The 13,509-nt window shown below is 48.7% G+C and carries 9 protein-coding genes; 6 read left to right on the top strand and 3 right to left on the bottom strand.

Annotation, left to right across the window (positions count from 1 at the left end):
- Positions 1-2: 2 nt before the first annotated feature.
- Positions 3-1,784, top strand: a complete 1,782-nt coding sequence (locus tag BLS44_RS24805) for an ABC transporter ATP-binding protein (RefSeq protein ID WP_090393457.1) — start codon at positions 3-5, stop codon at positions 1,782-1,784.
- Between the two features lie 353 nt (positions 1,785-2,137).
- Here the strand turns inward: BLS44_RS24805 and BLS44_RS24795 are convergent, their stop codons facing one another.
- Positions 2,138-3,550 carry an MBL fold metallo-hydrolase gene (locus BLS44_RS24795; protein WP_090393455.1) on the bottom strand — a complete coding sequence of 471 codons (1,413 nt, stop codon included), beginning with the start codon at positions 3,548-3,550 and terminating at the stop codon, positions 2,138-2,140.
- 177 nt (positions 3,551-3,727) lie between these two features.
- On the opposite strand from BLS44_RS24795, the gene BLS44_RS24790 reads away from it, so the two are divergent.
- The 4 genes from BLS44_RS24790 (at position 3,728) to BLS44_RS24775 (ending at position 8,403) form a co-directional block, all read left to right on the top strand.
- The gene (locus BLS44_RS24790; protein WP_090393454.1) at positions 3,728-4,939 is read left to right on the top strand and encodes a DNA polymerase III subunit; all 1,212 of its coding nucleotides are present in this window, start codon (positions 3,728-3,730) and stop codon (positions 4,937-4,939) included.
- A gap of 315 nt (positions 4,940-5,254) precedes the next feature.
- Entirely contained in the window at positions 5,255-6,484 is a 1,230-nt protein-coding gene (locus tag BLS44_RS24785) for a PSP1 domain-containing protein (protein ID WP_090393453.1), read from the top strand.
- Between the two features lie 116 nt (positions 6,485-6,600).
- Entirely contained in the window at positions 6,601-7,062 is a 462-nt protein-coding gene (locus BLS44_RS24780; protein WP_143019925.1) for a hypothetical protein, read from the top strand.
- Between the two features lie 66 nt (positions 7,063-7,128).
- Positions 7,129-8,403: a M16 family metallopeptidase gene (locus BLS44_RS24775; RefSeq protein ID WP_090393451.1), complete on the top strand. Its 1,275-nt coding sequence runs from the start codon at positions 7,129-7,131 to the stop codon at positions 8,401-8,403.
- A 542-nt stretch (positions 8,404-8,945) separates the two neighbouring features.
- Here the strand turns inward: BLS44_RS24775 and BLS44_RS24765 are convergent.
- On the bottom strand, positions 8,946-10,019 hold the full coding sequence (locus BLS44_RS24765; protein WP_245729419.1) for a DUF4421 family protein: 1,074 nt from the start codon (positions 10,017-10,019) through the stop codon (positions 8,946-8,948).
- A 399-nt stretch (positions 10,020-10,418) separates the two neighbouring features.
- Entirely contained in the window at positions 10,419-11,069 is a 651-nt protein-coding gene (locus BLS44_RS24760; protein ID WP_090393449.1) for a hypothetical protein, read from the bottom strand.
- A 322-nt stretch (positions 11,070-11,391) separates the two neighbouring features.
- On the opposite strand from BLS44_RS24760, the gene BLS44_RS24755 reads away from it, so the two are divergent.
- Complete coding sequence (locus BLS44_RS24755; protein WP_245729418.1) at positions 11,392-13,377, top strand: alpha-ketoacid dehydrogenase subunit alpha/beta; 1,986 nt, start codon at positions 11,392-11,394, stop codon at positions 13,375-13,377.
- Positions 13,378-13,509: the final 132 nt, after the last annotated feature.

The following is a 13,509-nucleotide window of genomic DNA, read 5'->3' as shown; positions in this document are numbered from 1 at the left end:
GAATGCAGGAAGAAAGCGGGAATCATCAAACGGATTATAACCTCGACCGGGAACAGAAAAGTTCTGCAGGCGCTGCATTGCGCAAGATGTTCCGGTTTATGAAGGGTGAAAAAAGAAACCTCCTGGTGGCCTTTTTTGTTATGGTGCTGAACGCCGGCATCACCATGCTTACCCCTTACCTGATCGGCTATATTGTGGATCATTTTATTCTTAAAAAGCAATATGGCCCCCTGATGCAGTACAGTGCCCTGCTGCTGGGTATTTATATTGTATGGGCCGGCACAGAATACCTGCAGGCTAAACTGATGGGTGGGGTAGGACAGCGCATGTTGTACCTGCTGCGAAACGAGGTATTTGATAAACTGCAGCAATTGCCGGTCGCATTTTTTAACAGTAACCGCTCCGGAGACCTGATCTCAAGGATCAATAATGATACTGATACTGTGAACCAGTTCTTCTCGCAGTCGCTGATGCGGTTCATGGATAGCATCTTTTCCATGATCGGCGTGGCTGTCTTTGTGCTGTCGATCCATTGGAAACTGGGGGCAGCGTCCCTGGTACCTGCTGTTTTTATCCTGTTGTTTGTGCTGCTGGTTTCTCCCTGGGTGAAGAAAAAGAACGCGATCAGTCTTAAAGCCAACGGGGGGCTGAGTGCCAATATACAGGAGGGGTTGCAAAATTTTAAAACCATTATAGCGTTTAACCGGCGCGACTATTTCAGGGATCGTTTTGCACAAGCAAATGATGCAAACTATAAAACCGCCGTTACAGCAGGTATTGCCAATAACCTGTTTACCCCGGTATTTGGATTTTTCTCCAACCTGGCTCAATTGATCGTGCTGGGCTTTGGGATCTACCTGATCCTGAACGGGCAGTTCACGCTTGGTTTGCTGATCAGCTTTATGAGTTATGTGCAATTCTTTTACCGTCCGCTGCGCGAACTGGCAGCATTGTGGGCCAGCTTCCAGACGGCGCTGGCTGCCTGGGACCGCATCTCGGTGATCCTCTCCCGGCAATCGAACCTGCCCATAGCAGGCAAACCGGGTGCAATCGCAGGGGCTCCTGAAGCGGTAATGGCATTTCAGCATGTATCTTTTCATTATCCCGGAGGCAAGAAAGTGTTGCACGACATCAGTTTTGAAATGCAAAGCGGTAAGACCTATGCGCTGGTAGGGCCTACAGGCGGGGGAAAGAGCACGACGGCAGCCCTGATCGCAAGGTTGTATGATCCCGTAGAGGGAACAGTACTGTTGAACGGAAGTGATATCCGTACCTATACAGCAGAAGAGCGTACCAACGCGATCGGGTTTATTTTACAGGAACCCTTCTTATTTACAGGAACACTACGGGAAAACATCCTGTATGGCAATAAAACACTGCACCGGCTGAGCGACGGGCAGCTACTGCAGGTGATCAGCGATGCGGGGCTGGGCGACCTGCTTGCCCGTTTTGATGCCGGTTTGGAAACCCGGCTGACGGCTTCGGCGGATTCTGTCAGTCTCGGCCAGAAACAGTTGATTGCATTTATAAGAGCTGTATTGCGTAAACCGCAGATCGTGATCCTGGATGAGGCAACAGCCAATATCGATACGGTAACGGAAAAGCTTTTGGACGGGATCCTGGACAGGCTGCCCGCAACCACCACGAAGATCATCATTGCGCACCGGTTGAATACGATCGAAAATGCCGACGAAATTTTCTTTGTCAATGCCGGTGAGCTGATCCCTGCGGGAACCCTTGAGCACGCTATGGACATGCTCCTGCAGCACAAAAGGGCAAGTTAGAAAGTAAAACCGATCGATTGAGAATCATGTACGGTTGATATTGACTCATTAAGAAATGAAGGGTAGTTAAGGGGGGCTTAATGTTTCGTCATTCCTCAGGGGGTGCCGGTCATGTTTTTTACGGATACTATTTCAAAATCGCTGAAGTCATTTGTAACGGGGTATCTTAGAGCCTGTTTAAATTTTATTGATGGAATTTATTATGAAGCTATTTTGGAGCGAAACAAGGAAAATTTTGCAGGCATGGTAGGCCACTATGGCGAAAAATTTAACGCAGTTGCAGCCCAAAACAGCCATAATAAAGCCACTGAATGAATTTTAAACAGGCTCTTAAAGTATGGCAGGCTAACAATCTATTTTTTGGTGGTGGAGCACACAAAGTCGGTAATGTTAAACCTGCCGGAATCCTTAATGGCTTTAAATCCCCCCTGTACATCGATCACATTGTGAAACCCACGGGCTTTTAAAATAGAGGAAAAGATCATGGAACGGTAACCGCCGGCGCAGTGCACGTAAACAGGCTGGTTCCGGTCGATGGCTGCAATATGATGATTGATATAGTCCAGCGGTATATTTTCAGCTCCTTCAATATGCTCGGCCTGGTACTCGCTCTCCTTGCGTACGTCCAGGATATGAGGCTGGCTAATGGCGGCCAGCTGATCGGGGGAAATGCTTTCAATATGATCCGTTTCCTTACCGGCCTTTTCCCAGGCGTCAATACCACCCTTGAGGTAGCCAATGCTGTAATCGTAACCCACGCGCGCCAGCCGGGTTACCACTTCTTCTTCACGGCCTTCGTCGGCAATGATCAGGATCTCCTGCTTAAGGTCCGGGATCAGGGTGCCTACCCAAACAGCAAAGCTGCCATCGATCCCGATATTGATCGAGTTAGGTATAAAGGATTTTGCAAAGTCCTGTGGTGTACGGGTATCCAGCATAATGGCGCCGGTATGGTTGGCCGCGTCTTCAAATGCATCGGGGTCCAGCGCATGATTACCCCGTTCCAGCACTTCATCCACACTATCATATCCCTCAATATTCATTTTTACATTTTGGGGAAAATACTGGGGGGGCTCTGTCAGCCCGTCGGTAACCGCTGTAATGAATTGCTCTTTGGTCAGTTCAGGGGCCAGGGCATAGTTCACTTTTTTCTGATGCCCCAGGGTATCCGTGGTTTCGCGGCTCATATTTTTGCCACAGGCACTCCCCGCGCCGTGTGCCGGGTAAACGATCAGCGCATCGGGCAGGGGCATGATCTTATTGCGCAGCGAATCGAACAGCAACCCGGCCAGCTTTTCTTTGGTAAGATCCCCGGCTATTTTTTGGGCCAGATCCGGCCGGCCCACGTCTCCTATAAATAAGGTGTCCCCCGTAAAAATGGCGGTTTCTTTCCCGGTTTCGTCTATTAGCAAATAAACGGCACTTTCCAGGGTATGCCCGGGGGTGTGCAGCACTTTTATGGTGGCGTTGCCGATCTTAAATGTTTCCCCGTCCCTGGCTATGTGGGCGTTATAGCCCAGGTGGGCATCTGTGGGGCCCAGCACGATCTGTGCGCCGGTTTTTGCGGCAAGGTCAATATGTCCGCTCACAAAATCGGCATGAAAATGCGTTTCAAATATATACCGGATGGTAACCCCATCTTTTGCGGCCCTGTCAATATAAGGCTGAACTTCCCGCAGGGGGTCAATAATGGCCGCCTCACCCCGGGAGGATATGTAATAAGCACCCTGGGCCAGGCATCCGGTGTAGATCTGTTCTATTTTCATATTCAGAAAAATTCAAGGTGCAAAGTTCGTATTTACTACTATATATAAACAGTAGGAATTGGTTTTTGAGCCATAACCACCTGCTTGCACATGTATTCTACCGGACACTCCATACGGGGAATATTGAAAATTCTGAGCTTCAGTGCCTCAGTGGTATTATCTTCCTACATTTGCCGCATGCAGTTTAAGCAGGTTATTGGTCAGCATACGCTGAAAAAGGAACTCCCCGAACTGATGAAGGAGAACCGGCTGGCACACGCCATTTTATTTTTAGGCAAAGAAGGCAGTGGTGCCCTGTCGCTGGCCCTGGCATTTGCCCAGTATATTGTTTGTGAAAGGGCTTCCCCCAAAAATCCTCCGCAGCAGGGCGCTTCACTGTTTGGCGACCTGACGCCGGCCCCGGTGCCGGAAGTAAGCGGGGAAGCTGATTCCTGCGGTACCTGTCCATCCTGTGTAAAGGCAGCAGCTTTTGCCCATCCGGATATACACTTCAGCTACCCGGTGGTTACCAAAAAATCCGGAACTCCGCCCATTAGCACTGATTATATTACAGAATGGCGGGAGTTTTTAAGGGGATACCCATATGGTAATGCCTACGACTGGCTGCAGTTTATTGGCGCAGAGAATAAACAGGGAAATATCACCGCACAGGAATGTAATGATATCATAAAAAAATTAAATCTAAAAAGCTTTGAGAGCGAATATAAGGTGTTGATCATGTGGCTTCCCGAGTACCTGGGCAACGAGGGTAACAAGCTTTTGAAACTGATTGAAGAACCGCCCCCCAACACGGTATTTTTATTTGTGGCTGAAAATGAAAGCCAGATACTGGCAACCATCCTCAGCCGTGTACAGCTGATAAAAGTGCCGCTGCTTGAAGACAGGGATATTGAGATGGCCCTGACGGAAAACAATCATACAACACAGGAAACAGCCGCCCGGATTGCCGCTGTAAGCCAGGGAAACTATCATACTGCCCTGCAAATGGTGCAGCATGCAGATGAAGACTGGCAGGAGCTGTTGCGCGACTGGCTGAACGCCATTATGAAAACAGGGCCCATAGCCCAGTCAAAGTGGGTGGATGAGGTCAGTAAACTGGGCCGGGAAAAGCAGAAGCAATTTTTACAGTATTTCAATCATCTGCTGCAACTGGCGCTAAAAATGCAGGTATTGGAGAACGCCGGCGAAGGATATCCGGAGAAAGACCGGGATTTTGCGGGCCGTTTTAACAAGATCACGGGTATGGAGCAGCAGGAAGCGATTATTACGGAGCTGGATAATGCTGCTTATTATATAGAACGGAACGCTAATAGTAAAATGCTGTTTATGGCCCTTACCATTAAAATTTATCATATCATTAAAGACAAAATCGTATTTTTGAATGAATGAGGTGTTTGGTAAGGAGAGGAATTGATTTTTTAAAAACAAATGGGGTGTTGAAGTTTTTGTGCGTTTTGTGAATTTGATTTTTGCCGTTTATTAGCCAGATATATCATAACCGGTCGACTTTCCGGTTATTATTGCAATTAAGACCAATATATTGTTTGGCCTGGTATAATAATATTACATCAAAAGTTCATAGCACGCTGCCACCCTCCCTATAAAAAATTCAGAATGGGTTGTTCAAATTGCGGTACCGCCACTGGTGGAAAACCGAATGGATGTAAAAGTAATGGTGGTTGCAGTACAGGTGGTTGTAACAGGATGAATACCTATGATTGGCTACGCAACCTTCCCATGGCAAACACCGAAGATCAGTGCAACGTGGTGGAAATAAGCTTCAGCAAAGGAACGAGGAAGGATTTTTACCGGAATACAACATTACAATTATTTGAGAAAGGGGATCTTGTGACCGTGGAAGGCGTAAGCGGTTTTGATGTGGGAGAAGTTTCTCTTACAGGCGAAATTGTGCGGCTCCAGATGAAAAAGTATGGAGTCAAAGAAGAAAACCCCGAAATGAAGAAAGTGCTGCGGACGGCAACAGACAGGGATCTGGACCAGCGCAGGATCAATAAGGACCGGGAGCCGGAAGCGGTGATCCGGAGTAGGGCAATTGCCAAGCAGCTGAATCTCAACATGAAGATCAGCCAGGTAGAGATGCAGGCAGATGGGCGGAAAGCGACCTTTTTCTATATTGCTGACGGTCGTGTGGATTTCAGGGAGCTCATCAAAGTGTATGCCCAGGAATTTAAGGTAAAGGTAGAAATGCGCCAGATCGGTGCCCGCCAGGAGGCGGGGAAAGTGGGCGGTATTGGAAGCTGCGGAAGAGAATTGTGCTGTTCCACCTGGTTAACCGATTTCAAATCTGTGAATACCACGGTAGCCCGTTATCAGAACCTTTCCATCAACCAAACCAAATTAAGTGGCCAGTGCGGTCGTCTGAAATGCTGCCTGAACTATGAACTGGACACTTACCTGGATGCGCTTCAGGGATTCCCGAACGACTGTGACCAGATCCAGGTGGCCAAGGGTAATGCTTACCTGATCAAAAAGGATATCTTCAAAAACCTGATGTGGTATGCCCTGCCAGACAGTAATAAACAGTACCCGCTGACCATTGAAAGGGTGCGTAAGATAAAATCGCTGAACCGCCAGAACGTGATCCCCGAAGAACTGGAGCCGGTGGAAGTAACCAGTTCAAAGCCGGTGGAGGTGGAGCCGGAGTTTGTGGATGTGGTGGGCCAGATCAGCCTGCGCAGCCTGGAGCGGGCCGACAAAAAAAAGCGCCAGCAAAAGAAAAATCAACAGCAGCAGCAACGTTCGCAGGCTACGGGTCAGAAACAGGCCCAGGCTCCCAGGCAGCAACCCGCAAAGCAGCCATCTTCCCAGCCCCAGCAAAAAAAGGCAGAAGGCGGGCGCCCGCAGCAATCCAGGCATAAGCCCAACCGGCATAAGCAACCAGAAGGAAAAAAGCAGGGCAAAACGGACGCGTAGGTTTTTTTGAAGACCGGCTGTGTTTTCCGGGTTGAGCACCGGTACCGGATTCCCTCTCACAGACAGGGGCTTTGGTCCTTTTATCTCGTTATATTTGCCGGATAAAGGATCGATACATGCTTAAGAGAATGCCCTACGTATTTTTGCTGGTGACCGCTGTTGTATTATTTGTTACCGGGCTTTTTACCAGCAACAGGGAATGGATCGATATTCACCTGTATGATACCATGTTTGTTATGGCGCAGGCGCATATTTTGGGATTTGCCGCTTTTTTTCTCTTTTTATTATGGCTCATTTATATGGCAACCCACAGGATCCTTTTTTCAAATAAGCTGACCTGGTTTCACACGCTGGCCACCCTGGTAATCCTTTTGTTTATTTTGTGGTATGGATACAGGCATCCCAACGGCTTATCACATCTGCCCCGCCGGTATATGGCGGAACCGGGTGAGGAGCCGGTATCTTTTTTCAGGAATGCTAATGCCGTCCTGGTTGGCAGCATTGCTGGGCTTATTGCAGTGCAGCTGGTCTTTATCGCCAACCTGCTCATTGGCTGGTACCGGAAGGCCCTCCGGTAAACCCTTCCTCATCATCCGTATTTCAGAAGCTTCAACCGTATATTTGCGGTCTAAACAAGAGATACAATGCCGGACAGAACCGTGGCGCCTCCCTTTGTGGATGCCGTGAATTTCAATCTACAGTTACAACCGTACCAGAAATATACGCTGAAAAACGGCGTAAAAGTATATGCTATTGACGCAGGAACAGAAGATGTGCTGCAGATCGAATGGGTGTTTGATGCCGGGAACTGGCAGGAAGAAAAGAACCTGCAGGCCGCGGTAACCAACCATTTGCTAAAGAACGGAACCGGGTCTAAAAGCGCGTATGAGATCAATGAGTATTTTGATTATTACGGGGCCTACCTGAACCGGAACTGCTATGCGGAAACCGCAACGATCAGCCTGCACTGTCTTACAAAGCACATCAAAGAATTGTTACCTGCGGTAAAAGAGATCATTGCCGGAAGCACCATGCCGCAAAAGGAGATGGAAATTGCCGTGCAGAATATGAAACAAAAGCTGGATGTGAACCTGAAAAAGAGCAGCTTTGTGGCCGGTCGGCTGATTGATGTATACCTGTTTGGCGAAATGCATCCCTATGGCCGATTTAGCCGCCATGAAGATTTTGACCGGTTGACCCGTGAAGATCTGTTGTCGTTTTATGAAACCTATTACCGGAACGGAAGCCTGAAAATCTTTATTGCCGGAAGGTTGCCGGAGCATATTGATCAGCTGCTGGATGCCTGTTTTGGCGACCTGCCCAACGCTGCTGTAAAAAACCGGAATTTCAGTATTGATCCCGCAGCGCAAAAAAAATATGAAGTGATCAATGACGACAAAAATAACCAGGGCTCTATACGGATCGCCCGGCCTTTTTTTAATCGGCATCACCCCGATTTTTTAAAATGCCAGGTGTTGAACGTGGTATTTGGAGGGTATTTCGGAAGCCGGCTGATGGCCAATGTCCGGGAAGAAAAGGGGTATACCTATGGCATTCATAGTTACCTGCTGAATAACCGTTATGATAACGGCTGGATGATATCAACAGAAGCCGGCCGGGAGGTAAGCGCCGCCGCCATAGCAGAAGTATACCGGGAAATGGCCATCCTGAGGGAAGAGCCGGTTGACGCGGAAGAGCTCCTGCTGGTTAAGAATTTTATGATGGGATCGATCCTGGGCGACCTGGACGGGCCTTTTCATATCATTGGACGCTGGAAGAACATTGTGCTGAACGACCTGGACAATGCCTTCTTTGAACGTTCGATACAAAATATAAAAACCATTACGGCCGCCGATCTGCAGGAGATGGCCAATAAATACCTGCACCCGGAGGCGTTTTATGAGCTGACGGTGGTTTAGGTTCCCGGTTTGAGTCCCGAAACTTCGCATGTGCGTCAAGCAAACTTTAACAGGATTCATAAAACCGGTTTAAGATTAAAGGGATAAAAGGGGTATATAAGAATCTGGGTGCCATGGGCACCGCGTGTTTATAGAACAGTGACCATAAAGCAACCGGCTCCGTAGGATACCCCCGTGTTACGCGGCATCCTACGGAGCCTGATCCCAATAATGAAACATTGCTATAAACACGATCCTCCATCCGGAGCACCAATCCCGGGATTGACGGTAGAAATTTCTGCAGCCGTTCTTCATCTAATAATAAGCCGGCATCAAAATTATTTCTTTTCTCGGTCAGTGAGGACACTGACCGTGGCGTGGGCCGTGGTTTGTGTCCTCACAAACCACTAGTAATTACGCATTTTAATAAAATTGATTCCGGTTCATTATAACAGGATTGATCTTTAAGATTATGTTCCTTAACCTGCCGCGCATGCGAAACTTCGGGATAAAGTTTTAGGTTCGCCACAACTTTGAACGTGAAACCTTAAACCTGAAACTTCTTAATCCAGCAGCCATCCAAATCCCAGCGTATTGATCGCCCTGCGCCCCCAGTTGATGACTGCGGGGATGGTTTTTCCGGCATTGATACGCCGCAGGTATGCCACCCGGAACTGGTCGGAATAATTTTGGTAATTAGCAGCCTGTATATTGGAGCCGATAAAGAACCGGTTGGAGATCACGGAGCCTACCAGCTCCCATTTTTCAGTATTGTATCCAACGGCCCCTCTCAGGCTCAGGTTGGGACTAAAATACCAGCGGGTACGTTGTTCCCCCGTGGTCATTTTTTCAAGAGTTTGTGCTGCATCGCCGTTAACTGATACAAGGCCTGTTACGAATAAATGTTTTTTAACTACAAAAGTATGCGCATAACCCGCGGTGGGGCCAAACATAATATAACGCATATAATTTACAGAGGCATTGGGGAATAAGGATGAAAGATTTGCCGGCACAAAGGCACTGTCGCCCTTTGCGTTTCCGTAAATAAACTCGCCGCCGATCATAAAGGTACCGGACGATCGTTGCTGCCAGCTATCGTATACAAACGGGGCCTTTATAGAGAACCGGTCCCCGTTCAATATTTTCCTGATCGTGGCTCCAAAGATCTGTGTTTTGATATCGGGCCGTACGTAATAAGTACCGGAGGCAAAATCAGGGTCCTGTTGTCCTCTTAAATAGAATCCTTTATTCACCTGGAAATGAAGGTCGCCCAGCACAGATTTACCGGTTATCGACATCTGGAAATTGGCAGCTTTTGTTTTTCCTTTTTCTTTTTTATAATCGGGATCAAGGGTGCCCAATCCTACAGAACCGCTTACAGAAAGCCAGTCGTAACCAATGGAGAGTCCCAGCCGTGTAGGATTATTGGTGGAGTACCGCAAAGGAAATGCCTCGTCTATAGAGCGGATGGAATAAACGCTGTTCTTTTTTACCAGGAGGGGCCCCAGGGTCAGTTTATGATTGTATCGCCGGTAGTAGCCGGTATCCTGTTTTATGCCTGCATCCATTTCCTGTGCAGGAGCCATGAGGCCCAGGCTAAAAAACAACAGAACGGCTATGACTTTCTTGATGGGCACGATCCAGGGTTTAATCGGTGATTGCTTCTTCGTAAAAATAGAGTTTTTGCTTCATAAACAAACAGCAGGATCTCACTTCGATAGTGGCCGGGTGTTCAATGGGGGAAATTCAGGTTTTCCGGCGTTTCCGTCAATGATATAATACCCTGGCCATGGGGAATGCAACGGATAAGTGATTGTACAATGGTTGATCCTGAAACGGTCCCGGGTGTAATAGTATTTTTTTACACTTTGTTTTTTACAACAAAGTACCTGCTGCCGGTTATTGCTTTCCTGCACCCGTGATGGAAGCAATCGCTCCGGTTAAAATGAATACAAATAGGGCCCATTTGTTCATAGGAACAAAAACACGGCAAACCTGAACGTTAACAAGATTGCCGGCACTTGTTGTATGCCTGCTTACTTATTGGGAATCCCCGCTATAAATTCCCTAACGATGTTCCAGGTTTGTTTGGATGATTGCGGGTCTGTATTATCGGCGCTGACCATCCATACGGAAGGCTGCACACCGTCGTCATTATCTTTATCAAGGTCTTTATCCTTCAGCAGGTTTAATAAATATACAATTGCCGGGGCATTGCATACGGGGCCCCAGGTGTAGCGCGATGTAGAGCCGGCCGGGTGCCGGGACGAATTGATGCAATAAGCTCCCAGTTTTACGGTACAGGCAATGCCTGCGGCAATGCTTATTTCATAATTTTGCGCCACAATGCCGTTTTGGTCCTCAGTGCTGGCCGATAGCAGCGTAAGCCCCGCAGGAAATGTAACCCTGATTGCAGCCGCAGTGGTGTTTTTAAGGACCAGGTACACATCCACCAGGGTACCAAAGCCGGCTGTTTTACAAACCGGAGACATATTTTCACCCGTAATGCTGCCCTGGAGCTGAATGCCCTGGGGCAGGGAAAATGCAGTGCCTGGTATGGCGCCCTGGTTGTCTCCAAAACCGGGGATTGCTGTTATATGCGGAGCGCCGCTACTATCTACTTTATCTTTTTTGGAACAGGAAAAAAGGGTAAGGCCAATAAAGGCCATCAGGAACATTGTTTTCATTTTAGCTCTGTTTAATGATTCATGGTTAATAAGAGCAAACCTAAAAATAAATCGGCGTATTTGTTTCTTTTGAGCCTGATTTTTTTGAACTGCATTTGCCACTGAAAACACAGAAAGCAGAAGTTTTCAGCGTCTCTGCGGCTTTCGTCAAAGAAAACGGAGTGCTTCAGTGCCTCTCCTATGTTTGTCACAAGTACAGATGACTTTAGGCTTCTGGTCCAGCGTTGCTATGGGTGCCATGAAATGAAAATAAAAAAATCAGTGTTTCAACACCTCAGTGCCTTCTAACAAAAAAATGAAAACGATTCATTAGGTTTGTGGTATGACAATGGATCTGAAGGGCCTTGGCCCGGATCAGTTAACAGAAATGTACCGGCACCTGCTGTACCCGCGGCTGATCGAGGAGAAAATGCTCATCCTGCTCCGGCAGGGAAAGATCAGTAAATGGTTCAGCGGCATTGGCCAGGAAGCGATCGCCGTAGGGGCAACCCTGGCGTTGGAGCCCAATGAGTGGATCATGCCCCTGCACCGGAATCTTGGCGTATTTACAGCGCGCAATTTGCCTCTGAGCCGGCTGTATATGCAATGGCAGGGGATGCAGGGGGGCTATTCAAAAGGCCGGGAGCGGAGTTTTCATTTTGGAAGCCCGGAGCATTATATCTGTGGCATGATCTCCCACCTGGGGCCGCAGCTGGCGGTGGCCGATGGTGTGGCATTGGCTTACCGGCTGAAGGAAGTGCCCCGGGTGGTGCTGGCATTCAGCGGGGAAGGCGGCACCAGCGAGGGGGATTTTCATGAGGCGCTGAACCTGGCTGCCGTTTGGGACCTGCCGGTGATCTTCCTGGTAGAAAACAACGGGTATGCATTAAGTACCCCTGTACAGGAACAGTACCGTTGTATCTCCATAGCCGATAAGGCCCGCGGGTATGGGATCGAAGGCGTAACCATTGATGGAAATGACCTGCTTGCTGTTTATGATACAATAAAGGGCGTGCGCGAATACTGCATCCGCTACCGCAAACCCTACCTGGTGGAGTGTATGACTTTCCGGATGCGCGGACATGAAGAAGCCAGCGGTACCCGGTATGTGCCCGAAGAGCTTCTGGCATTATGGGCACAAAAGGATCCGGTGCTGCAGTATGAACAACTGCTTTTAAACAAGAAAATCATCACGGAAGATATCTTGCAGGCAACCCGGCAACTATTGAAACAGCAAATCGACGAAGAGCTGGCAAAGGCAGAACAGGGAAGCCTGCTGATGATCGACGCCGCGGAAGAGCTGCAGTCCGTTTATGCCGCACCGGGTATTACCGGTTTGCCAACAGATACCGTGGGCATGCCCGCAACGGAGCGGCGGTTTGTAGAAGCGATCAGAGAAGGGCTTGTTCAAAGCCTGGAAAAGGATAAGGACCTGGTGGTGATGGGCCAGGACATTGCGGAATACGGAGGGGCTTTTAAAGTGACGGAGGGATTGGTCACTATTTTTGGAAAACAAAGGATCCGGAACACGCCCATATGCGAAAGCGCTGTTGTGGGGGCTGCATTAGGACTGTGCCTGGAGGGAAAGAAGGCTGTGGTAGAAATGCAGTTTGCCGATTTTGTATCAATGGGCTTTAACCAGGTTGTAAATAACCTTGCAAAGATCCACTACCGCTGGGCGCAGGCTGCCAATGTGGTCATACGTATGCCCACCGGTGCAGGTGTGGGTGCGGGCCCCTTTCACAGCCAGAGCAATGAAGCCTGGTTTATGCATACACCGGGGCTGAAAGTCGTGTATCCCTCCACGCCGGCGGATGCAAAAGGGTTGCTGATGGCGGCGATCGAAGATCCAAACCCGGTATTGTTCTTTGAACATAAGGCCCTGTACCGGAGCATCAGCGGGCGGGTACCCGATAAGCCCTATGTGGTTGAGATCGGCAAAGCCCGGCAGGTGCGCAGGGGACAGGATATTGCGGTGATCACCTACGGGATGGGTGTTATCTGGGCAGAGGACTTTGCCGCGGCACACCCCGAAATATCCATTGAAATACTGGACCTGCGGAGCCTGCTGCCACTGGACTATGAAGCGATCCGTACCTCCGTAAAAAGAACCGGGAGAGTACTGGTCCTGCATGAGGATACGCTTACTGCTGGTGTAGGTGCGGAAATTGCCGCGTGGATTGGTGAACATTGCTTCCCCATGCTGGATGCACCGGTTCTGAGATGTGCCTCACTGGATACGCCGGTCCCTTTTAATAAAGAACTGGAAAAAAACTTCCTGGCAAAACAGCGGCTGGGGCAATCGATTGAGGAGCTGATGGGTTATTAAGGGTAAGAAGTTAATGGTGAGATGTTGATAGTGAGAAGTGAATGGTTAATAGGATGAATGCGTCACTGCTCACTCACAACATTTCACCAACGACTTTTCACTAACAACTTCTTACTCAATAAAATAAAAAAA

Source organism: Niabella drilacis (assembly GCF_900101395.1).
GTDB lineage: Bacteria > Bacteroidota > Bacteroidia > Chitinophagales > Chitinophagaceae > Niabella > Niabella drilacis.
This window is presented reverse-complemented; position numbering and strand designations above follow the sequence as displayed.